Annotated in this window: 17 protein-coding genes and 4 tRNA genes; 3 read left to right on the top strand and 18 right to left on the bottom strand. The window is 50.5% G+C overall.

Annotated features, from left to right (window positions below; all coding sequences use genetic code 11):
* Positions 1 to 18: 18 nt before the first annotated feature.
* The 18 genes from fusA to lptF form a co-directional block, all read right to left on the bottom strand.
* A complete protein-coding gene (fusA, locus tag AADEFJLK_RS07745; RefSeq protein WP_103973855.1) occupies positions 19 to 2,115 on the bottom strand; it encodes an elongation factor G in 2,097 nt (698 codons plus the stop codon).
* 23 nt (positions 2,116 to 2,138) lie between these two features.
* A complete protein-coding gene (rpsG, locus tag AADEFJLK_RS07740) occupies positions 2,139 to 2,609 on the bottom strand; it encodes a 30S ribosomal protein S7 (RefSeq protein WP_088618401.1) in 471 nt (156 codons plus the stop codon).
* 18 nt (positions 2,610 to 2,627) lie between these two features.
* Positions 2,628 to 3,002, bottom strand: a complete 375-nt coding sequence (gene rpsL / locus AADEFJLK_RS07735; protein WP_019864937.1) for a 30S ribosomal protein S12 — start codon at positions 3,000 to 3,002, stop codon at positions 2,628 to 2,630.
* Positions 3,003 to 3,184: 182 nt separating this feature from the next.
* A complete protein-coding gene (gene rpoC, locus AADEFJLK_RS07730; RefSeq protein WP_211299174.1) occupies positions 3,185 to 7,381 on the bottom strand; it encodes a DNA-directed RNA polymerase subunit beta' in 4,197 nt (1,398 codons plus the stop codon).
* A gap of 76 nt (positions 7,382 to 7,457) precedes the next feature.
* Positions 7,458 to 11,531, bottom strand: a complete 4,074-nt coding sequence (gene rpoB / locus AADEFJLK_RS07725) for a DNA-directed RNA polymerase subunit beta (RefSeq protein ID WP_088618402.1) — start codon at positions 11,529 to 11,531, stop codon at positions 7,458 to 7,460.
* A 127-nt stretch (positions 11,532 to 11,658) separates the two neighbouring features.
* Positions 11,659 to 12,033: a 50S ribosomal protein L7/L12 gene (gene rplL, locus AADEFJLK_RS07720; protein ID WP_088618403.1), complete on the bottom strand. Its 375-nt coding sequence runs from the start codon at positions 12,031 to 12,033 to the stop codon at positions 11,659 to 11,661.
* Between the two features lie 49 nt (positions 12,034 to 12,082).
* Positions 12,083 to 12,610: a 50S ribosomal protein L10 gene (rplJ, locus tag AADEFJLK_RS07715; protein WP_088618404.1), complete on the bottom strand. Its 528-nt coding sequence runs from the start codon at positions 12,608 to 12,610 to the stop codon at positions 12,083 to 12,085.
* Positions 12,611 to 12,794: 184 nt separating this feature from the next.
* The gene (rplA, locus tag AADEFJLK_RS07710; RefSeq protein ID WP_103973854.1) at positions 12,795 to 13,490 is read right to left on the bottom strand and encodes a 50S ribosomal protein L1; all 696 of its coding nucleotides are present in this window, start codon (positions 13,488 to 13,490) and stop codon (positions 12,795 to 12,797) included.
* Entirely contained in the window at positions 13,490 to 13,921 is a 432-nt protein-coding gene (gene rplK / locus AADEFJLK_RS07705) for a 50S ribosomal protein L11 (RefSeq protein WP_088618406.1), read from the bottom strand. The genes rplA and rplK overlap by 1 nt, the downstream gene beginning before the upstream one ends.
* A 105-nt stretch (positions 13,922 to 14,026) precedes the next feature.
* The gene (gene nusG, locus AADEFJLK_RS07700; protein ID WP_103973853.1) at positions 14,027 to 14,560 is read right to left on the bottom strand and encodes a transcription termination/antitermination protein NusG; all 534 of its coding nucleotides are present in this window, start codon (positions 14,558 to 14,560) and stop codon (positions 14,027 to 14,029) included.
* Positions 14,561 to 14,566: 6 nt separating this feature from the next.
* Complete coding sequence (gene secE, locus AADEFJLK_RS07695; protein ID WP_088618408.1) at positions 14,567 to 14,944, bottom strand: preprotein translocase subunit SecE; 378 nt, start codon at positions 14,942 to 14,944, stop codon at positions 14,567 to 14,569.
* 47 nt (positions 14,945 to 14,991) lie between these two features.
* Positions 14,992 to 15,067: transfer RNA gene (locus tag AADEFJLK_RS07690), tRNA-Trp, on the bottom strand.
* Positions 15,068 to 15,170: 103 nt separating this feature from the next.
* Positions 15,171 to 16,361 carry an elongation factor Tu gene (gene tuf, locus AADEFJLK_RS07685; protein WP_088618399.1) on the bottom strand — a complete coding sequence of 397 codons (1,191 nt, stop codon included), beginning with the start codon at positions 16,359 to 16,361 and terminating at the stop codon, positions 15,171 to 15,173.
* A 34-nt stretch (positions 16,362 to 16,395) separates the two neighbouring features.
* Positions 16,396 to 16,471, bottom strand: a tRNA-Thr gene (locus AADEFJLK_RS07680).
* 11 nt (positions 16,472 to 16,482) lie between these two features.
* Positions 16,483 to 16,556 (bottom strand) — tRNA-Gly (locus AADEFJLK_RS07675).
* Between the two features lie 17 nt (positions 16,557 to 16,573).
* A tRNA-Tyr gene (locus AADEFJLK_RS07670) sits at positions 16,574 to 16,658 on the bottom strand.
* A gap of 216 nt (positions 16,659 to 16,874) precedes the next feature.
* On the bottom strand, positions 16,875 to 17,942 hold the full coding sequence (gene lptG, locus AADEFJLK_RS07660) for an LPS export ABC transporter permease LptG (protein WP_088618410.1): 1,068 nt from the start codon (positions 17,940 to 17,942) through the stop codon (positions 16,875 to 16,877).
* Positions 17,939 to 19,075 carry an LPS export ABC transporter permease LptF gene (lptF, locus tag AADEFJLK_RS07655; protein ID WP_088621513.1) on the bottom strand — a complete coding sequence of 379 codons (1,137 nt, stop codon included), beginning with the start codon at positions 19,073 to 19,075 and terminating at the stop codon, positions 17,939 to 17,941. The genes lptG and lptF overlap by 4 nt, the downstream gene beginning before the upstream one ends.
* A gap of 229 nt (positions 19,076 to 19,304) precedes the next feature.
* Between lptF and AADEFJLK_RS07650 the strand changes: the two genes are divergently transcribed.
* From AADEFJLK_RS07650 to AADEFJLK_RS07640, 3 genes are read left to right on the top strand one after another with little or no spacing between them, the layout of a single operon-like run.
* Positions 19,305 to 20,795, top strand: a complete 1,491-nt coding sequence (locus AADEFJLK_RS07650) for a leucyl aminopeptidase (protein ID WP_088618411.1) — start codon at positions 19,305 to 19,307, stop codon at positions 20,793 to 20,795.
* A gap of 6 nt (positions 20,796 to 20,801) precedes the next feature.
* A complete protein-coding gene (locus AADEFJLK_RS07645) occupies positions 20,802 to 21,230 on the top strand; it encodes a DNA polymerase III subunit chi (RefSeq protein ID WP_088618412.1) in 429 nt (142 codons plus the stop codon).
* A gap of 23 nt (positions 21,231 to 21,253) precedes the next feature.
* Entirely contained in the window at positions 21,254 to 24,049 is a 2,796-nt protein-coding gene (locus tag AADEFJLK_RS07640; protein WP_103973851.1) for a valine--tRNA ligase, read from the top strand.
* Positions 24,050 to 24,137: the final 88 nt, after the last annotated feature.

Raw genomic sequence — 24,137 nt, 5'->3', positions numbered from 1 at the left:
CCTTATATTTATTCAATTTTATGAAGATTTTTTAATGATAGCATCTGCGATATGGGCAGGCGTTTCATTGTACTTTTCAAACCGCATACTGTATGTAGCGCGTCCTTGGGTGGAAGAACGCAAGTCAGTCGCATAACCAAACATTTCTGCAAGCGGCACTTCGCAACTGATGACCTTACTGGCCGGCAAATCCTCCATACCCAGAATGATGCCGCGCCGCCTGTTGATGTCACCGACGACATCGCCCATATAGTCTTCTGGTGTTACAACTTCGACTTTCATTATCGGCTCCAGCAACACGGGCGACGCTTCAGCCATGCCTTCGCGGAAGCACATCGAGCCTGCAATCCTAAAAGCCATTTCGTTCGAATCCACATCATGGTACGAACCGTCAAATAATGAAACCTTAACGTCCAAAATAGGAAAACCGGCCAAAACACCGCTTTTTAGCTGGTCTTGAACCCCTTTGTCGACAGCCGGGATGTATTCCTTAGGCACCACGCCGCCAACCACCTCATTGACGAATTCGTAACCTTTGCCCGACTCCAGCGGCTCTATGCGCAACCAGACATGGGCATATTGCCCGCGCCCGCCGTTTTGCCTGACAAACTGCTTTTCGTGTTCGACCGTCTTACGGATAGTTTCACGGTAGGCAACTTGCGGATTGCCGATATTGGCATCAACGCTGAACTCCCTTTTCATGCGGTCAACGATAATTTCCAGATGCAGCTCACCCATACCCGAAATAATCACTTGACCGGATTCGGCATCCGTCATCACCCTAAAGGATGGGTCTTCCTGCGCTAACCGCGCCAAAGCGACCGCCATCTTATCTTGGTCGGCCTTAGTTTTAGGCTCCACCGCTATGGAAATGACCGGATCGGGAAATTCCATTTTTTCCAAGATCAGCACCGCATCCAAGCCGCACAAGCTGTCACCCGTGGTCACATCCTTAAGGCCGATAGCCGCGGCAATGTCGCCGGCATAAACTTCCTTAACCTCTTCCCTGCTGTTGGCGTGCATTTGGACGATACGCCCAATACGCTCTTTTTTCTTTTTGATCGGGTTATAAATGACATCACCCGAATTCAACACGCCAGAATAGACCCGGAAGAAAGTCAATATACCAACAAAAGGGTCGGCAGCAATCTTGAAAGCCAAAGCAGAAAAAGGCAAGCCGTCATCAGCATGACGTTGCACCTGCGTTTCTTCGTCTTCTAACAAACCAACTACGGGGGGTATATCTGTCGGTGCGGGCAAATAATCAATAACGGCATCCAATAACGCCTGGACACCTTTATTCTTAAAGGCGGAACCACAAAAGGCGGGGACTATTTGATTATCGATTGTCCGTAACCGAATACCCTGTTTTATTTCTTCATCGGACAACACACCTTCAACCAGGTATTTGTCCATATACTCTTCGCTGGCTTCCGCCGCCGCTTCAATAATGGCTTCCCGCCATTTTTCGCATATCGGCAACATATCAGCCGGAATGTCATCTTCGACAAAGGTCATACCCATATTGGCATCATCCCAATAAATGGCCTTCATCTTGATTAAATCGACAACACCCTTATAATTCTCTTCAGAGCCGACAGGCAACTGCATAGGCACGGGAATCGCACCTAACCGATTTTTAATTTGCCCGATAACCCGCAAGAAGTCAGCACCCGTGCGATCCATCTTATTGACAAATACCAATCTAGGCACTTTGTACTTATCGGCCTGCCGCCACACCGTTTCCGATTGTGGCTCAACACCGCCGACCGCACAAAAAACCGCACACGCACCATCTAACACCCGCAATGACCGCTCGACTTCAATGGTAAAGTCAACATGCCCGGGCGTATCAATGATATTGATACGGTGCTGCAAATACTGCTTTTGCATCCCGCTCCAGAAACAGGTGGTCGCTGCCGAGGTAATAGTAATACCCCTCTCCTGCTCTTGCTGCATCCAATCCATGGTTGCAGTACCGTCATGCACTTCACCGATCTTATGAGAAACCCCTGTATAATACAGGATGCGCTCGGTCGTCGTCGTCTTACCCGCATCAATATGAGCCATAATGCCGATATTGCGGTAACGGTCAATAGGCGTTTTCCGAGCCACTCTACCTAAAACCTGAATAAAGGCTAGAAGCGGTAATGAGAGAAAGCTTTGTTAGCCTCTGCCATTCTGTGGGTATCTTCACGCTTCTTCGCAGCATTACCCTTGCCTTCGGAAGCGTCCATCAGCTCACCAGCCAATTTAGAAGCCATCGTGCGCTCATTTCTTTTGCGTGACGCATCAATCAACCAACGCATTGCCAAAGCCATACGTCTTGACGGACGCACTTCAACAGGCACTTGATAAGTCGCGCCACCGACACGGCGAGATTTAACCTCAACGCGCGGCTGGACATTTTCCAAGGCTTTAGACAAGACATCTAAAGGAATGGTATGGCCTTTATTTTCAATAACATCAAGAGCACCATAAACAATCGATTCAGCGACTGACTTTTTACCGCTATCCATGACCATATTCATGAACTTAGTCAACATGACGCTATTAAATCTTGGATCTGGAATTATCTCTCTTTTAGTTGCAACTCTTCTTCTAGACATTTTTACTATCCAATATTTTTAGCTTTTTGGCCGTTTAGTTCCATATTTAGAACGTCCGCACTTTCTGTTATTGACACCTGAAGCATCTAAGCTACCACGGACAACGTGATAACGGACACCCGGTAAGTCTTTAACCCGGCCGCCTCTTATCAAGACCACGGAATGCTCTTGCAAGTTATGGCCTTCACCACCGATATAACTACTTACCTCAGCACCATTCGTCAATCTGACCCGCGCTACTTTACGCAATGCAGAGTTAGGCTTTTTTGGTGTTGTGGTATAAACACGGGTACAAACGCCCCGGCGCTGTGGGCAAGCTTCAAGAGCCGGCACATTGCTTTTTTCTATTCTTTTAGCACGCGGCTTACGAACCAACTGGTTAATCGTGGCCATATTTATTACTCACTCCGATAGACAATTAACTGCCAGACAAAATTAAACCAACCGTCAAGATTAAAATCACTGACAGTCAAAATTGTTTTCGACTTTCTAAATCACTTTAGCTTACGTTAGCAGGACATTTTACTTACCTATAACGTATAGGTCAAGCATATTTTAAATATCATTAACTTCGCTTAGATATTTAAGGCTTGCTTCAACGCTTCTTCGGTGTCTACCACCGTAGCACTGGCGGTTTCTGCCAGATGCTGTTGCGCGAAACGGTTCTTTCTGTTTTCATGATAGGCCAACCCTGTACCTGCGGGTATCAACCTGCCGACGATAACGTTTTCTTTCAGACCTTGCAGGCTGTCGCTCAAACCGCGTACCGCCGCATCGGTCAAGACCCGTGTGGTCTCTTGGAAAGACGCAGCAGAGATGAACGATTCGGTCGCCAATGACGCTTTAGTGATACCGAGCAGCACCGATTCGAAGCTGGCCGGAATCTTACCTTCATTTTCAATCCGCTCATTTTCAAACCTGACCGCCGCACGCTCAACTTGGTCGCCTTTTAGGAACGCCGTGTCGCCGGACGCGGTAATCTCAACTTTTCTCAGCATTTGCCGAATGATACATTCGATATGCTTATCGTTGATCTTCACCCCTTGCAAGCGGTAAACGTCTTGAATTTCCTTGACCAAATAGTTAGCCAACTCCTCAATCCCCCTTAAACGCAAGATGTCGTGCGGCGTCAATTCACCTTCGGCGATGGTTTCGCCTTTTTCCACATACTCACCCTCAAAGACGGTGATATGCCGCCATTTGGGGATCAGGGTCTCAACCTGTTCGCCTTGGGCATCGGTGATGATGACCCGTTGCTTGCCTTTGGTTTCCTTGCCGAAAGAAATGGTACCGCTGGTTTCCGCTAAAATCGCCGGATCTTTGGTTTTACGCGCTTCGAACAAGTCGGCGACACGCGGCAAACCACCCGTGATGTCACGGGTTTTACTGGATTCTTGCGGAATTCTCGCCAATACGTCACCGACCTTCACTTCGCCGCCGTCCTTAATACCCGCAATCGCGCCGGCGGGTAAGAAGTATTGCGCCGGAATTTCGGTGCCGGGCAGATAAATGCCGTTGCCGTCATGGTCAAGCAGCTTAACCATAGGCCGCAATTCTTTACCCGCACTACCGCGTTGCTTAGGATCGGTAACGACCAAGGAGCTTAAGCCCGTGACTTCGTCGGATTGTTTTTGCACGGTCACGCCGTCAACAAAGTTGACCAGCTCGACAATACCGTCCACCTCGGTGATGACCGGATGCGTGAACGGATCCCAAGTGACGATAATGTCACCGGCACTGATCTTGCTGCCTTCCTGTACCGACAATACCGCCCCGTAAGGGATTTTGTAGCGTTCACGCTCACGGCCATAATCATCGACTACGCACACCTCACCTGAACGGGACACCGCGACCAAATTGCCTTCGCGGTTGGCGACCGATTTCAGGTTGCTCAAACGTACCGTACCCGCCGATTTAACTTGGACGTTACTGATTGCCGCCGACCGCGAAGCCGCCCCACCGATGTGGAACGTCCGCATGGTCAACTGGGTACCCGGCTCACCAATGGATTGCGCGGCGATAACACCGACCGCTTCACCAATGTTAACGTGGTGGCCACGCCCTAAGTCACGGCCATAACAGGCCGCACAAACACCATGACGGTTTTCGCAGGTGATGACCGAGCGGACAATCAACTGGTCGACACTGTGCTCGTCCAACACCGATACCCAATGCTCGTTCAGCAACGTGCCCGCAGGTACGATGATGTTTTCGTTAGCCGGATCCATCACATCGTTGACCACCACACGGCCCAAAACGCGTTCGGACAACGGCTCGACCACGTCACCACCTTCAATGATCGGCATCATGACCAGACCGTCTTTGGTGCCGCAATCTTGGCCGGTAATCACCAAATCCTGGGCAACGTCGACCAATCGGCGCGTCAAGTAACCGGAGTTGGCGGTTTTTAACGCCGTATCGGCCAGACCTTTCCGCGCCCCGTGGGTAGAAATAAAGTATTGTAAAACGTCAAGACCTTCACGGAAGTTAGCGGTAATCGGCGTTTCAATGATCGAACCGTCCGGTTTCGCCATCAGGCCGCGCATCCCCGCCAACTGCCGGATCTGCGCCGCAGAACCCCGCGCCCCGGACTCGGCCATCATAAAGATGGAGTTAAAGGATTTTTGTTTGACGGTATTGCCTTGCGCATCAACCACCGACTCTTCACCGAGGCCGTCCATCATGACCTTAGCGACTTGGTCGTTAGCATGGGACCAGATGTCGACAACCTTGTTATAGCGTTCGCCGTCAGTGACCAAACCCGATGAATACTGGCTTTGGATTTCGTTCACTTCGGCTTCGGCGGCGGCAATAATGTCGACTTTTTTGGCCGGAATCGCCATGTCTTCAATACCGAAGGACACACCGGAAATGGTCGCGTAACGGAAGCCCAAATACATCAGCTGGTCGGCCAACACGACGGTTTCCTTATTGCCCAAATAACGGTAGCTGTAGTTAATCAACCGCGAAATGTTCTTTTTGGTCATATCGCAATTGACCAATTCATACGGCATCAAGTCGGGCACCACTTCCCAAATCAAAGCCCGGCCTACCGTGGTTTTGACCCGGTAAGTCTTGGACTCTTTTTCACCCTTATCGTTAAGGAATTTTTGGGTAATGCGCAATTCGATTTTCGCCTGCAATTCCACCGATTTGGCTTGTAACGCCTTATGGATTTCCCCGGTATCGACAAAAATGCTGCCGTCGCCCCGTGCGTTGATTTTTTCGCGGCTGATGTAATACAGCCCCAAAACCACGTCTTGGGACGGGTTAATGACCGGTTCACCGTTCGCTGGCGACAAAATGTTATTGGTCGCCATCATCAACGTCCGCGCTTCTAACTGCGCTTCAATAGACAAGGGGATATGCACCGCCATCTGGTCGCCGTCAAAGTCGGCGTTGAAGGCGCTACAGACCAACGGATGCAGCTGGATAGCCTTACCTTCGATCAGGGTCGGTTCAAACGCTTGGATACCCAATCTGTGCAAGGTCGGGGCGCGGTTCAGCAAAATCGGATGTTCGCGGATAACCTCTTCGAGAATATCCCAGACTTCCGTGCCTTCACGCTCGACCATTTTCTTGGCGGCCTTAATGGTCGTCGCCAAGCCACGGAATTGCAGTTTGCTGAAAATAAACGGCTTGAACAACTCCAAGGCCATTTTTTTCGGCAGGCCGCATTGGTGCAAGCGCAAGGTAGGTCCTACCACGATGACCGAACGGCCAGAGTAATCGACGCGTTTACCGAGCAAGTTCTGCCGGAAACGGCCTTGCTTACCCTTAATCATGTCCGCCAAAGACTTCAAAGGCCGTCTATTAGTACCCGTAATGGCGCGGCCACGACGGCCATTATCCAACAGGGCATCTACAGACTCTTGCAACATACGCTTTTCGTTGCGCACGATGATGTCCGGGGCGTTCAAGTCCAGCAAGCGGTTCAGACGGTTGTTGCGGTTGATGACGCGGCGGTATAAGTCGTTCAGGTCAGAGGTCGCAAAACGGCCACCGTCCAACGGCACCAGAGGGCGCAATTCGGGCGGCAATACCGGCAACACTTGTAAGATCATCCATTCGGGGCGGTTTTTGGAGCTTAATAAAGCGTCCATGACCTTCAGGCGTTTGGCGTATTTCTTGATTTTGGTTTCTGAACTGGTCGAGTTAATCTCTTCCCGCAAGATATTGACCTGCTCTTGCAAATCAATGGCTTTGAGCAATTCATAAATCGCTTCCGCACCCATCTTGGCGATGAAATCATCACCATGCAACTCGACCGCATCCAGATATTCGTCATCGGTCAGCAACTGGCCTTTGTCCAAAGGGGTCATACCCGGATCCAAGACCACGAAAGATTCGAAGTACAAGACCCGCTCAATTTCGCGCAAAGTCATGTCTAACAACAAGGCAATCCGCGACGGTAATGATTTTAAAAACCAAATATGCGCGACCGGACTGGCCAAGTCGATATGGCCCATGCGTTCACGGCGGACTTTTGACAAAGTGACTTCAACGCCGCATTTCTCACAAATCACCCCACGGTGCTTCAGACGTTTGTACTTACCGCACAGACATTCATAGTCACTGACCGGACCAAAAATCTTGGCGCAAAACAAGCCGTCACGCTCAGGCTTGAAAGTACGGTAGTTGATGGTTTCCGGTTTTTTCACTTCACCGTAAGACCAAGAACGGATCATATCTGGCGAGGCCAAACCAATGCTAATACCGTCAAAATCGTCGGCACGACCTTGGCGTTTTAAGAAGTTCATTAAATCTTTCAAGAGCTCGTCCTCTTCAAAATAATCTCTGGCAGAATCCAGAGCAGGCATTCATGTAGCGGCAATCAACAACGCGGGCTTATTCGCGTTGCAATTCTATATCCACAGCCAATGAGCGAATTTCTTTAATCAAAACGTTAAAAGATTCCGGCATACCTGCTTCCATTTTATGATCCCCATCCACGATGTTTTTGTACATGCGGGTACGTCCGGTCACGTCGTCGGATTTGACGGTGAGCATTTCCTGTAAGGTATAGGCCGCACCGTAGGCTTCCAACGCCCAGACTTCCATTTCCCCAAAGCGCTGACCACCAAACTGGGCTTTACCGCCCAAAGGCTGCTGTGTGACCAAGCTATAAGGGCCAGTCGAACGGGCATGCATTTTATCGTCAACCAAATGGTTCAGTTTCAGCATATACATATAGCCGACCGTAACTTCACGTTCGAACGGTTCACCCGTCAAACCATCGTACAAGGTGATTTGCCCGTGTTCCGGCAAATCCGCCAATCTGAGCATGGTACGGATGTCTTCTTCGTCCGCACCATCAAAAACCGGGCTGGCCATCGGCACACCGGCCACCAGATTCGCCGCCATTTCAAGAATTTCTTTATCCGTAAAGGAGTCTAAATCTTCTTTGCGGCCACTGCCGTTGTAAATCTTGTCCAGATACTCGCGGATCTCGTTAATCTTGGCTTTCGCTTCGAGCATTTTGCCGATTTTGATGCCCAGACCCTTAGCCGCCCAGCCTAAATGGGTTTCCAGAACCTGCCCTACGTTCATCCGCGACGGTACGCCCAACGGGTTCAGAACAATGTCGACCGGATTGCCGTCGGCGGTATAAGGCATGTCTTCTATAGGCCGGATCATCGAGATAACCCCTTTGTTACCATGACGGCCCGCCATTTTGTCACCCGGCTGGATACGCCGTTTGACGGCCAAATAGACCTTAACCATTTTCAGGACACCTGGCGGTAAATCGTCGCCCATGGTGATCTTCTTGCGTTTGATTTCAAACTTCTCGTCAAAATCTTTGCGCTGTTGCTCGATTTGCGTGGCGACCGTCTCCAATTGCAGGTTCAGCTCTTCATCCTGCATTTTGATTTTCAGCCAATCCGAACGTCTCAAGCCATCCAAATAGTCTTGGCTAATTTCGGTGCCGGCCCGCAAACCCACACCCGCCAAAGCGACCTTACCGATTAACAGCTTGGCGACACGCAAGAAAATATCTTCTTCAAGAATTTTCAGCTGGTCGTCCAAATCCTTACGGTAGCTTTTGATTTGGTCTTGCTCAATATCCAACGCCCGCTTGTCTTTCTTGACCCCATCACGGGTAAAGACCTGCACGTCAATGACCGTACCTTCGATACTGCCGGGCACCCGCAAAGAAGTGTCTTTAACATCGGCCGCTTTCTCGCCAAAAATGGCGCGTAACAACTTTTCTTCCGGTGTCAGTTGGGTTTCGCCTTTCGGAGTTACCTTACCGACCAGAATATCTCCGCCTTTGACTTCCGCACCGACATAAACAATGCCGGATTCGTCCAATTTCGCCAACGCTTCTTCACTGACGTTCGGGATGTCGGCGGTGATTTCTTCGGGGCTGTGCTTAGTGTCACGCGCAACGCAAGTTTTTTCTTCAATATGAATGGTAGTGAAGCGGTCTTCTTTCACAACCCGCTCAGACACCAAAATGGAGTCTTCGAAGTTGTAGCCGTTCCATGGCATGAACGCCACCAACATATTTTGCCCCAAGGCCAACTCACCCATATCGGTGGATGGGCCATCGGCAATAATATCGCCCTTGTTAACGATGTCACCCGGCTTCACCAACGGTTTTTGGTTGATACAGGTGTTTTGGTTAGAACGGGTATATTTGATCAGGTTATAAATATCCACGCCTGAGCTGCCAGTTTCGGTTTCGGTATCGTTAACCCGAACTACGATTCTGGCGGCGTCGACCGCTTCAATCTTACCGCCACGGGTAGCGACCACCGTCACGCCGGAGTCTTTGGCGACCGTCCGCTCCATACCTGTACCCACCAAAGGCTTTTCTGCCCGCAAGGTCGGTACGGCTTGGCGCTGCATGTTAGAACCCATTAACGCGCGGTTCGCGTCATCGTGTTCCAAGAACGGAATAATAGAAGCGGCGACCGAAACAATCTGCTTAGACGACACGTCCATGTACTGTACGGTGTCGGACATCGCCAAGGTAAACTCGTCTTTATGACGGCAAGATACCAGACCGTCAACCAACTTACCGCTTTCGTCAACCGCGACACTGGCCTGGGCAATAACAAACTCGCCTTCTTCAATCGCCGACAAATAGTCGACTTGGTCGGTAACATGGCCATTGACCACTTTCCGGTACGGGGTTTCCAAGAAACCATAGTCATTGGTACGCGCATACACCGACAGCGAGTTAATCAGACCGATATTCGGGCCTTCAGGCGTTTCAATCGGGCAAACCCGGCCATAATGGGTGGCGTGTACGTCACGCACCTCAAAACCGGCCCGCTCACGCGCCAAACCGCCGGGCCCTAAAGCCGATACACGGCGCTTATGGGTCACTTGCGATAAGGGGTTGTTTTGGTCCATAAACTGCGACAACTGGCTGGAACCAAAGAATTCTTTAACCGCCGCCGACACCGGCTTGGCATTAATGATTTCTTGCGGCATCAGACCTTCGGAATCGGCCAAGGTCAGACGTTCCTTCACGGCACGTTCAACCCGCACCAAACCGACGCGGAATTGGTTTTCGATCATTTCCCCGACCGAACGGACACGACGGTTACCCAAATGGTCAATATCGTCGACATTGCCGTTACCGTTACGGATACTGATCAACTCTTTCAGGACATCAATAATGTCTTCTTTCGTCAGCGTACCTGTACCGATAATCTCTTCACGGCCTAAGCGGCGGTTAAATTTCATCCGGCCTACCGTCGACAAATCATAACGGTCATCGGTAAAGAACAGGTTTTGGAACAAGTTTTCCGCCGATTCTTTAGTCGGTGGCTCCCCAGGGCGCATCATCCGGTAAATTTCCACCAGCGCTTCCAGCGTGTTGCTGGTTGTGTCCAGACGCATGGCGTTACTGATGTACGGCCCTCTGTCCAAATCATTGACAAACAAGGTATTGATTTCGACAATGCCTTTTTCAATACAACGCTCGATCAGTGCGTCGGAAATTTCATCATTAACGTTAGCGACCAACTCGCCAGTCGAGTGGTCAATGACGTTGTGGCCCAAAATTTTGCCGATCAGATAATCGCGCGGCACTTCCACTTCGGTCATGCCGACCTTGTTCATTTCGCGGATATGCTTGGCGGTAATACGGCGGCCTTCTTCAACCAGCACTTGGCCGTTATACTTAATGTCGAAAGCGGCGATTTCACCACGCATACGTTCCGGTACGATATGGAACAGGCACTGTTGAGCACTTAAAGTAAACTTGTTGGTTTCGAAGAAAATCTTAATCATTTCTTCGTTTTCATAACCTAACGCCCGCAACAAAATAGTCGCCGGGATTTTTCTGCGCCGGTCTATCCGTACATAGACGCAATCTTTATGGTCAAACTCAAAATCCAGCCATGAACCACGGTAAGGGATCACCCGTGCATTAAACAGCAACTTGCCGGATGAATGCGTCTTACCTTTGTCATGGTCAAAAAAGACCCCTGGCGACCGGTGCAATTGCGAAACAATTACCCGCTCCGTGCCATTGATAACGAAAGTTCCATTTTCGGTCATTAAGGGCAATTCGCCCATATAAACTTCTTGCTCGCGGATATCTTTAACAATTTTTGCGTTACCCGGGGCATCTTTGTCATAAATGACCAGACGCACTAAAACGCGTAACGGCGCCGCAAAGGTTGCCCCGCGCTGTTGGCATTCTCTGACATCAAAAACAGGATCACCTAGTCTGTATTTGACATATTCGAGCACTGCATAACCGGAGTGGCTCTCAATGGGGAAGACGCTGGAGAAGGCGGAATGCAAGCCTATATCGGCGCGTTTCTCAGGAGTGGCACCCAATTGCAGAAAGCTGGCATAAGAGTTGATCTGCGTTGCCAGAAGATAAGGAACTTCGAGCACTTCAGTGCTTTTGCCAAAGTTATTTCGAATACGCTTTTTTTCGGTAAAAGAATAGGACATATCGCTTCCAAACTTTTTCGTCATGAAATGTTTTTACTGTACAAATCGTTGTAAACAGTAAAAGGCCGGTGACTTTAGGCCACCAGCCATACTTAAAAGACCGAAGTCTTGATGTGGGTCAATATTATTATTTAATATCGACTGTCGCGCCCGCTTCCAGCAGTTGCTTTTTGATCGTTTCCGCTTCAGCTTTAGGAATGCCTTCTTTCAGGACAGTCGGTACGCCTTCTACTGCGTCTTTCGCTTCTTTCAAGCCCAAACCAGTGATGGTGCGGACAGTTTTAATGACAGAAACTTTGTTTTCGCCGAAACCGGTCAGGATAACATCGAATTCAGTTTGTTCTTCAACTGGAGCGGCAGCAGCGGCAGGAGCGGCAGCAACAGCTACGGCGGCGGCGGCAGAAACGCCAAACTTTTCTTCCATTGCTGAAATTAATTCAACAACTTCCATGACAGTCATATTAGATATAGCGTCCAAGATTTCTGCTTGTGATATTGCCATTTTTTTGTTCCTCGAAATATAATTAGTTTTAACGGGTTAGATAAGAAGCTTAAGCCGCTTCTTTCTGATCTCTGATCGCCGCCACTGTGCGAACCATTTTTGCATGCGGTTCGGCCAAAGTACGGACAAATTTCTCGATAGGCGCCTTAATGACCGACATCAGCATACTGATAGCCTGATCACGGGTCGGCAAGCTTGCCAAACGGGCCAATTCGGACGAGTCATAAAGTTGACCACCGATTGCCACCACCTTAGGGATTAATTTGTCATGACCTTTAGCAAAATCACCAATCAAACGCGCTGCCGCACCTGGATCGTCCATTGAGAAGGCAATCAGCAAAGGGCCTACCAGGCCGCTTTGCATACACTCAAATTCGGTTCCGGCAACAGCACGTCTTGCCAGGGTATTTTTTACGACCCGCAGATAAACGCCAGTCTCTCTTGCTTTCTTGCGCAGTTCGGTCAGTTCCGTTACGGACATACCCCGATATTCTGCTGCAATGGCAGAGTGAGCTTTAGCGGCGATTGCAGCAACTTCTTCGACGACAGCTTTTTTGCCATCCAAATTTAGTGCCACGCTTACCTCCGATAGTTTCTGAATTATTCAGATTGATAAAATGTACCTTTTCAGGCACTCCTTTAACGGCTCTTTCCCCAGTATAAATGCGTAGGTCCAGTCTCCGTCTACGCAGGAAATTAAGTTTTGCAACACCTGCGGTCTTTGACGGCCACCGCTTAGAAGGCGGCGACCCAAAGTTTTGTTAAGCAGCTAAGCTGCTGGGGTCTAACCACAAACCAGGCCCCATTGTTGAGGACAAGGTAATCTTTTTGATATAAATGCCTTTGGCAGAAGAAGGCTTCGCTTTACGCAAATCCGCCAACAGCGCTTCCAAATTACCTTGGATGGCCGCCGCATCAAACGCAACCTTACCCAATGTGCAATGGATAATGCCGCCTTTATCGGTACGGTAACGGACTTGGCCTGACTTGGCATTTTTTACCGCCGTGGCGACATCAGCGGTTACTGTGCCGACTTTTGGGTTAGGCATCAGGCCGCGCGGGCCTAAGATTTGACCTAACTGGCCGACGACGCGCATCGCATCAGGTGAGGCAATAACCACATCGAAATTCATTTCGCCTTTTTTGACCAAGTCGCCCAAGTCATCCATACCGACGATATCCGCACCCGCCGCACGCGCAGCTTCCGCATTAGCGCCTTGGGTAAAGACCGCAACCCGAACCGTTTTACCGGTACCGTTAGGCAACACAGTCGCACCACGGACGTTTTGGTCGGACTTACGCGGGTCGACACCTAAATTGACGCTGACATCAATCGCTTCGTTAAATTTGGCGACGCTTAATTCTTTCAGCAATTCGACCGCTTCAGTAATGGAATACTGCTTAGTGCGGCTGACTTTTTCTTTAATAATTTTTGCTTTTTTAGATAACTTAGCCATTACAAGCCCTCCACGTTCAGGCCCATGCTACGCGCACTGCCGGCAATTGTTTTTACCGCCGCTTCAAGATTGGCGGCATTTAAATCTTCCATTTTGATTTTGGCAATGTCTTCCAATTGCTCACGGGTAACGGTACCGATTTTTTTGGTGTTCGGGTTGCTGCTGCCGCTCTTAATGCCCACGGCCTTTTTCAACAGGATAGTTGCCGGTGGGGTTTTGGTGATGAAGGTAAAGCTACGGTCACTGTAAACGGTAATGACGACCGGTAAAGGCAAACCTTTTTCAACATCTTGAGTTTTGGCATTGAACGCCTTACAAAACTCCATAATGTTAACGCCACGCTGACCGAGCGCAGGCCCGATTGGTGGACTTGGGTTGGCTTCACCTGCCTTTACTTGTAACTTAATATACGCCGTTATCTTTTTTGCCATCTTAAACTCCAATGTGGGTGCAAGCGCTTTTCAGCTCCCCTTAGAAACAAAAATCCCAGCCTTATACAGACAGGGATTTGAAAAATCATTTAGCCAAACAAAAGGTTAAGTTTTTTCAACCTGAGCAAAGCCCAATTCGACAGAAGTAGACCGACCAAAAATGAGCACCGATATTTTCAGCTTATTTTTCTCATAATTGACTTCTTCAATAGCACCATTAAAATCCTTGAATGGCCCGTCGATAATCCTGACCACCTCACCTGCCTCAAACAGGATTTTTGGCCGAGGCTTATTGACACCCTCTTCAACACGGCTTAATATTGCCATCGCCTCTTTTTCGGAAATGGGTGCAGGACGGTCGGATACACCACCAATAAAACCCAAAACCTTAGGGACATCCTTAACCATGTGCCACGTCTCATCGGTCAACTCCATTTGCACCAAGACATAACCGGGAAAAAACTTGCGCTCACTTTTGCGTTGCTGACCCATGCGCATTTCGACGACTTCCTCAGTAGGCACTAAGATTTTGCCGAAATACTGCTCAAGGCCATCGCGTTTTATTCTTTCTTCTAGCGACTGCTTAACTTTATTCTCAAAATTAGAGTAAGCATGAACCACATACCATCGTAACGACATTCCTTATTACCCGCCTTGACCAGTTAACAGGCGCACACCCCAAAACAACACGGTGTCCAATAACCACAGCACCAAACCCACGACCGTAACCATCGCAAAAACCATCAACGTGGTTTTCATGGTCTCATCGCGGGTTGGCCATACTACTTTTTTTACTTCCAGCTTCGATTCGACAGAAAACGCCCAGATTGACCGACCCAAAACAGTGGTCAACATCATAGCAACGACACCGGAAAATACAACCAGAAGGCCCATGACACGATACAACAACTGGACATCCGAGAAATAGTAGAACCCGCCGATACTTGCCACCAAACAGACTACAGAAGCAACCTGCTTAACAATATCAAGGACGGAAACGTCAGTCTCTACTTGGGTGTTCATAGGCTATTGATTATGAAATTGGAAAATATAGAAATGTTTTATCTGAGTGGCAGGCCAGGAGGGTCTCGAACCCCCAACCAGCGGTTTTGGAGACCGCCATTCTACCAATTGAACTACTGACCTGTATCAGAAAAACCTTTAAAGAGCAGGATATAATATACTATTGCAGAATATTATTCAAGCTTTGATGTGAAGGATGCCGGTGTCTCCGGCATCCCAGAACTGCTTATTCAATAATAGAAGCAACAACACCCGCACCGACGGTACGGCCACCTTCACGGATTGCGAAACGCAAACCGTCTTCCATCGCAATCGGCGAAATCAATTTCACCGTGACCGAGATGTTGTCGCCAGGCATAACCATTTCGACACCTTCGGGCAATTTGACCGCACCGGTCACGTCGGTGGTGCGGAAATAGAACTGTGGGCGGTAGCCATCAAAAAATGGCGTGTGACGGCCACCCTCTTCTTTTGACAAAACGTAAATTTCGGCATTGAAGTGGGCGTGTGGCTTGATGGTGTTTTTGTGCGCCAAAACTTGGCCGCGCTCAACATCATCACGTTTGGTTCCGCGCAACAGCAAGCCGACGTTGTCGCCCGCTTCGCCTTGGTCCAACAATTTGCGGAACATTTCGACACCGGTGACGGTGGTCGATACGGTTGGGCGGATACCGACGATCTCGACTTCCTGGCCGACTTTGATAATACCGCGTTCGATACGGCCAGTAACCACCGTACCGCGGCCTGAAATCGAGAACACGTCTTCGATAGGCATCAAGAAAGCGCCGTCAACGGCACGTTCAGGCAACGGGATATAGCTATCAAGGGCTTCGACCAAACGGACGACAGACGGTGCGCCGATGTCGCTGGTGTCGCCGTTCAGCGCCAACAGCGCGGAACCTTTAATGATAGGGGTGTCGTCGCCTGGGAACTCGTACATGTCCAGCAGTTCGCGGATTTCCATTTCGACCAGTTCCAACAACTCTTCGTCGTCGACCATGTCGGCTTTGTTCAGGAACACGACGATGTAAGGCACACCGACTTGGCGTGACAGCAGGATATGCTCGCGGGTTTGCGGCATCGGGCCGTCAGCGGCGGAACAGACCAGGATCGCGCCGTCCATTTGCGCGGCGCCGGTGATCATGTTCTTGACATAGTCAGCATGGCCTGGGCAGTCAACATGGGCGTAGTGGCGGGCAGGCGACTCATACTCAACGTGTGAAGTGGCGATGGTGATACCACGCGCACGTTCTTCAGGGGCGTTGTCGATTTGGTCGAAGGCCTTAACCTCACCACCTTGCATTTCGGCCATGACTTTGGTCAGGGCGGCGGTCAGGGTGGTCTTGCCGTGGTCAACGTGTCCGATGGTGCCGACGTTGACGTGGGGCTTGCTACGCGAAAATTTCTCTTTGGCCATGAATCTATACCTTTAACTTTTTGACTTTGCAAAATGGAGCTCATAACCGGATTCGAACCGGTGACCTCTTCCTTACCAAGGAAGTGCTCTACCTACTGAGCTATATGAGCACGACCATAAATGGAGCGGGTGATGGGAATCGAACCCACGCAATCAGCTTGGAAGGCTGGAGTTCTACCATTGAACTACACCCGCATTCTTGTAAATATAAATGGTGGAGGGGGGAGGATTCGAACCTCCGAAGGCAGAGCCGGCAGATTTACAGTCTGATCCCTTTGGCCGCTCGGGAACCCCTCCAGTATCGGGTAAGCTCACTATTATCTTGGCAAAGACTGCCTTTGTCAACGGATTATTTTTATTTTTATTGTTTCCTTTACTCAAGCAAGTGAATTGTGCCTTCAGCGCATTTAATAATTCATTAAAAATCAATAAAATAATAAATGCGCAGCCGTTATATGCCAAACTTAACGTGACCAATACCACAGGCAAGGAATGCGCGGGGTTTTTGAGCCATTAACCCACTTTCCTCAGTGCGTAAACGGCTCCAGCCAACACCAACAAACTGGGGGTAAAGGCTACCAATGGCGGATTAAGGTTGTAAATCAAGCCGACATGGCTAATCGTCATATCCAAAACATTAAAGCCCATGCCAATGACCACGCCGATCAGAATGCGGCTAGCGGCGCTCACGCCGCGCTTAACCCCAATAACAAACGGTGTGGATACCAGCAACATGACAAAAATGACTAACGGAGTTACGACCCTGCCCCAAAATGACATCTCATAAAGCTGTGACTTTTGCTGGTTTTCTTTTAAAAACTGCACATACAAGGCCAAATCATACAAAGATAAATTATCGGGATTGACGACCACAATCTTTAACAAGTCAGGGGCGATGGAGGAATTCCACACCTGCTCCGTGGCGCTGCTGGCCTGTATTTGCGCAGTAGTGACCGCCGAAGCCTGAATATTTTCCAGCCGCCACTGCTGTTTGCCCAAGTATACCGCCTCTTTGGCGTGGACAGAGCGCAACAAATGCCGTTGCGCATCCGTTTCATAAATACTGATGTCGGCAAGGTTGCCGTTATCTTCGAGCAAACGGATATTGATAAAACGCGTCCCCTCACGCAGCCATATCCCATATTTGAGATTGCGGAAAAATGCGTTATGTTGGGCGGTAGCCCGCATGACCTGTGCCTTTTCTTCGGCAAAAGGCGCGACAAACTCACCGACCAGAACGGCTAAAGCCACCCAAAAGCAGCCAGCGACCAACACCGCCCTAATAATCCCGAACACCGATAAGCCCGCCGCCCGCATCGCAATCAGCTCATGATGGTTGGCGATAGCACCTAAAGCAAAGAGACTGCCGATTAATGCCGAAGCCGGCATCAGCTCATAAAATACGGTAGGTGACGTTAAGGTGACAAAATAACACACGTCGGCAAGACTATAATCACCACGGCCTATATCATCGAGCTCATCGCTGAAGGTGAATAAATCGAACAGGGTAAGCAACAAGATGGCGGCAAAAAAAGCCGCTTTTAAAATGTCTTTGGCGATGTAACGGGTCAGGACATTCATGCCGCACCCCTTTGGGCCAGATGACTATACAGCCACCGCCAGCCATATAATCTGGCCAACAACACCCCGCCTACCGCCAACAGCAGCAAATTAACCCCAGCACCTCCTAACCAAACGGGAATGACTTCTTTTGTAACCCACAACTGACTGATCCGCAACAAATTGCCGTAACAAAAATAAATGACAAAACCGATCAGGATATTACCGAACACGCCGCCGCGCGGTGACACTTGCGCCAGCGGCACAGCCAAAAGGCTCAGCAGCAACATACCTAACGGAACCGACCAACGCCGCTGCAACTCCGCCCTGTCGACGGCAGCGCCAGAAACCCAGAGGGTTTCGGCGGCAACAGCGGTACGGGTATAAAAAACCGCCGTATCCGGCTCCTCGACCCTGACAGCATAATCCTGAAATTTTTCAATGACAAAATCCAACTGCCCCGGTACGCCCTGAACCCGCTCACCGTGATAAAACACCACATAGCGGCCTTCCGGCAGCTCCCGCAACCGCGCCGATTCGGCGGTAATGATGCTGGGCGTACCGCCTTGGCGGTGCTGGACGAAGACATCGTGCATGACATTATCATCACTGATGCTTTCGACATAAAACACCAAATCCCCTTGACTATATTCACTGAATTTTCCGGCCGCGATACCCCGCAAATCCGCAGACTCGTCACCCGCGTGCATAATATTGGCGGTAGTGGCCTCCGCCCACGGCGTAGCGTATAAAGACAGCCCGGCGGCAGCGACACTTAAGGGCAGCACCAACAAAAACACGGCACGGTACAAGGTCAACACCCCTCCCCCAGCGGAAGCGACGGCGGACATCTCCTGGTCGCGGTACATTTTGCCCAGCACCATCAGCACGGCCATAAATAAGGCGGGGGGCAATAGCGACACGCCAATGATAAGGGTTTTTAACGCCAATAAGGTCGCCAAGGTCTCGCTGGACACCCGTCCTTGAATCGCCTTATCCAACACCCGAATAAACTCGCGGCTGACAATGATGACGACAATCACCGACCACACCGACACCAGTGTTTTCAGTAAATCTTGGGCAATGAGCTTATCCAGCACCGTTAAGGTAAAAGTGCGACGGATTTTTGGGGCTTTAGGGCAATCGGCTAGCAAATGTGGCTCCTTAAACTTAATGCGTGTAGTGGCGAAGTTAGAGTAAAACACCCGTCCGCCTATTTTTCTATGGCTTTCACAGCTCAAAATCCTTAATCAGAATTGCTGTTTCACGCCTACGATACGGGAATTTACCGCCTGAAAGGTATATAATCTCCCGCCTAACCTTGAGTCGGCAACGGTTTGCCGCCCAACTACCCTCTTTCCTTTGCAACTGGACGATAACGTTATGGACTATTCTATAGAAACCGCGCCATTAGAAACACTTGAATGTGATTGCCTCATTGTCGGTGTTTACCAAGATCTGCAACTTAGCCCCGCCGCCGCTCGCCTTAACGATAGCACTGGCGGGCTGATCGGCAAAATCCTCAGCCGTGGCGACATCAACGGCAAGAATGGCGAAACCGTCTTATTGACCACTATCCCCGATAGCCCTATCGAGCGTATCCTGTTAGTCGGCCTAGGTGAAAACAAGCCTATATCCAGCAAAATGTTCATTAAAGCCTTAGCGGCCGCTGTTAACAGCTGTAAAAAACCGCCCATCAAATCCGTCGTGTGCTGCTTGGCTGAATGCGCGGTCGAAGGGGTGGATTGGACATGGAAAACCCGCCAGATTGCCGAAGTGTTCGGTGACGCGGTTTATCAATATACCCAAACCAAATCCGACAAAACCACCGAAAGCCAACTGGCCCACATCCGCATCAGCGCAAATGCCGATACCGCAACGGCAGCCCAAATTGGCTTGCTGCAAGGCCAAGCTATCGCCGAAGGAGTCGGTTTTGCCAAAAACCTGGCGGATTTGCCGGGCAACGTTTGTACGCCCGCTTATCTTGCCGAACAAGCCATCAGTTTAGGCGAGCAATTCGCTAAGCTGTCCACGCATATCCTTGAAGAAGCCGATATGCAGGCTTTAGGCATGGGCTCGCTGCTCTCTGTGTCGCGGGGCAGCCGCCAACCTGCCAAACTGATTAGCTTAGACTATCAGGGCGGTGAGAAAAATAGCAAGCCGATTGTCTTAATCGGCAAAGGCCTGACCTTTGATGCCGGCGGCATTTCCTTAAAACCGGGTCTGGGCATGGATGAGATGAAGTACGACATGTGCGGCGGCGCAGCGGTACTGGGCGCACTGTTAGTCGCCGCCCGCCTAAACCTGCCTTTAAATATCATTGGCTTAGTGCCTGCTTCAGAAAACCTGCCCGATGGCGACGCGAATAAACCTGGCGACATTGTCACCAGTATGTCCGGCAAAACCATCGAAATTTTAAACACCGATGCCGAAGGCCGTCTGATCTTATGCGACACCTTGACCTACGCCGAACGTTACCACCCAGATGTGGTCATCGACATGGCGACCTTAACCGGAGCCTGCTTAGTGGCCTTAGGGCGCATCCCCAGCGGCTTGCTTGGCAATGACGACGCATTGTGCGACGACCTGATCGCCGCCAGCGAAACGGCTAATGATAGCCTATGGCGGCTACCGTTGTGGGAAGAGTATCAGGAATTGCTAAAATCCAACTTTGCCGACATGGCCAATATCGGCGGCAAAGATGCCGGGACGATTACCGCCGCATGTTTCTTATCGCGCTTCGCCGAAAGCTTCCGCTGGGCACATTTGGATATCGCCGGCACCGCTTGGCGCACCGGCCAAGCCAAAGGGGCGACTGGCCGACCAGTACCGCTGCTCAGCCAATATTTACTCAACCGCGCCGCCCAGCTTTAACTGCCCATGCCGGACATCAGCTTTTACTTGTTAAGCTCCACATCAGCACAAGAGCGCTATTTATTTGCCTGTAAACTGATCGAAAAAGCCTACCGCAGCGGCGTGGCCTGCTATGTATTGACCGACCGCGCCGAACAAAGCCAGTTGCTCGACAACCTGCTCTGGACATTCAGAGCAGGCAGTTTTATCCCACACCAGATTTATAATGGGCAAATACCGGACGCGCCCCTGGTAACGCTGATAGGTCACCAGCCAGCGCCCGCCGCGTGGCGGCACACGCTGATTAACCTATCTACACACTGCCCAGAAGCGTTTTTACACCTCCAACGGCTTTTGGAAATCCTCGACCAAAATGAAGAGACCAAAGCCGCAGGTCGGCAACGTTACCGCCAGTACCAACAAGCCGGTATTAGCATTGCAACGCATAACCTATAAATAGAAAAACCCGACACGACATCATGGAAAAGACTTACTCACCGCACTCAATCGAACAACGCTGGTACCAAACATGGGAAGACAAAGGTTATTTTGCCGCCCAAGGCACAGGCGAATCATATTGCATCATGATCCCGCCGCCTAACGTTACAGGCAGCCTGCACATGGGACACGCTTTCCAAGACACCATTATGGACGCGCTGATCCGCTACCACCGCATGAAAGGCTGCAACACCTTGTGGCAAGCGGGCACCGACCACGCCGGTATCGCCACGCAAATGGTGGTCGAGCGCTTATGCAATGCCGAAGGCAAAACCCGCCATGATTACGGGCGCGAAGCCTTTATAGACAAAGTGTGGCAATGGAAGGAAGAATCCGGCGGCACCATTACCCGCCAATTGCGGCGCATGGGTTCGTCATTGGATTGGCAACGCGAACGCTTCACAATGGACGCGGGTATGTCCGATGCGGTGCAAGAAGTTTTTATCCGCCTCTATGAAGAAGGCCTGATTTATCGCGGCAAACGCCTGGTGAACTGGGACCCGGTTTTGCATACCGCCGTTTCCGACTTGGAAGTCTTACCCACCGAAGAAAACGGCTCAATGTGGCATTTGCGCTACCCGTTGTCCAACGGCCAAGGCTTTCTGATTGTCGCCACCACCCGCCCTGAAACCCTGCTCGGCGATGCCGCCGTGGCCATCCACCCCAATGACGAGCGTTACAAGCATCTGCTGGGCGAATTTGTCGAACTGCCGCTGACGGGTCGGCGCATCCCAATTATTGCCGATGACTATGTCGATCCCGAATTCGGCACAGGCTGCGTAAAAATCACCCCCGCCCATGATTTTAATGACTATGAGGTCTGGACACGCCATCGCCACACCTCGGCCATGCAAGACTTGCCGCAGGGCGGCCTGATTAACATATTCACCATCAATGCCAGCGTCAGTGCCGACGGACTGATACCTGCCGCTTATCAAGGCCTAGACCGCTTTGCCGCGCGTAAGCAAATCGTCGCCGACTTAGAGGCTCAAGGCCTGCTGGAAAAAATTGCCGACCACAAGCTGATGGTACCGCGCGGCGACCGCTCCGGCAGCGTTATCGAACCGCTGCTGACCGACCAATGGTATGTTAAAGTCGCCCCGTTGGCTGAACCGGCGATTGCCGCCGTCGAAAACGGTGACATTAAATTTGTCCCCGACAATTGGAAAAACACCTATTTTGACTGGATGCGTAATATCCAAGATTGGTGCATTTCCCGGCAAATTTGGTGGGGACACCGCATTCCGGCTTGGTATGACGAGTTAGGCAATGTCTATGTCGGCGCCTCCGAACAAGCCATCCGCAACCGGCATCATTTGGCCGACGATTACCCGTTACACCAAGACGAAGACGTGCTGGACACTTGGTTTTCATCCGCCCTCTGGCCATTTTCCACCCTAGGTTGGCCGGAACAAACGCCGGAATTGGCGCAGCATTACCCCACCAGCGTTCTGGTCACCGGGTTTGACATTATTTTCTTCTGGGTCGCACGGATGATTATGATGGGGCTGAAATTCCAAGGCCAAGTGCCGTTTAAGGAAGTCTACATCCATGGCTTAGTGCGTGATGCCGAAGGCCAAAAAATGTCCAAAACCAAAGGCAACGTCTTAGACCCCATCGACATCATCGACGGCATTGACTTGGAAACCTTGGTCGCTAAGCGCACCGCCGGCATGATGCAGCCGCATTTGGCGAAGAAAATCGAACAGGCGACCCGCAAAGATTTCCCCGACGGTATCAGTTCTTACGGCACCGACGCGCTACGCTTCACATTCGCGTCGCTCGCCTCCACAGGCCGCGACATCCGCTTCGATTTGGCGCGTACCGAAGGCTACCGTAACTTCTGCAATAAACTATGGAATGCGGCCCGTTATGTGCTAATGAATACCGAAGGGCAAGATTGCGGCTGCGGTGATGCCCCCTGTGAATTCAGCCAAGCTGACCGCTGGATCAGCTCACGCCTGCACCAAGTCATCGATACCACTTGCCATGCCATCGACCATTACCGCTTCGATTTGGCAGCCCAAGCACTTTATGAGTTCACTTGGAACGAATATTGCGATTGGTATTTGGAGTTGGCTAAGGTCTCCCTGCAATCGGATAACCTCGCCCTACAACGCGGCACGCGCAAGACTTTATTGACGGTATTGGAAAACGTGTTACGCCTGGCGCACCCCATTATGCCTTTCATCACCGAAGAAATCTGGCAACGGGTCGCACCGCTGTTGGGTATTGCGGGTGACACGGTAATGTTACAGGGGTATCCTAAGGCAGACACCGCACAAATAGACCAGCAGGCCATTGCCGAAATCGATTGGCTCATGCAGGTGATTTTAGGGGTACGGCGTATCCGTGGTGAAATGAACATCGCTCCGGGCAAACCCTTGCCCGTGTTACTACAACACGGCTCTGCCGCCGACCAAGCCTACGTCAGCAATAATTTGGTTTATCTGCAACGTTTGGCACGATTGGAAACCTTAACGTGGCTGAGCAACGCTGAAGCCGCCCCAGAATCGGCCATCGCCTTAGTCGGTGACTTGCGCATTTTAATCCCTATGGCCGGATTGATTGATAAAACTGCCGAATTGGCGCGTCTGGATAAGGAAATCCAACGCCTAAAAAACGATTTGCCGCGAGTGGAAGGCAAACTGAACAACCCGGCTTTTGTCGATAAGGCTCCTGCCGAAGTCATTGATAAAGAAAGGGCCAAACTGGCGGAAATGCACTCCATGCTAAACAACCTTGAGCAACAGCACACCAAAATCAGCGCCTTGTAAACTTTCCGCTGCCCGAAAAAAACCCACCGAATGAGGGTTTTTTTCGGTCTAAGCTAGACAAAACAGGGAATTGCTCTATATTTTTAAT

Source organism: Methylovulum psychrotolerans (assembly GCF_002923755.1).
GTDB lineage: Bacteria > Pseudomonadota > Gammaproteobacteria > Methylococcales > Methylomonadaceae > Methylovulum > Methylovulum psychrotolerans.
The sequence above is the reverse complement of the archived record's forward strand: the minus strand, read 5'-3'. Positions and strand labels throughout refer to the sequence as shown.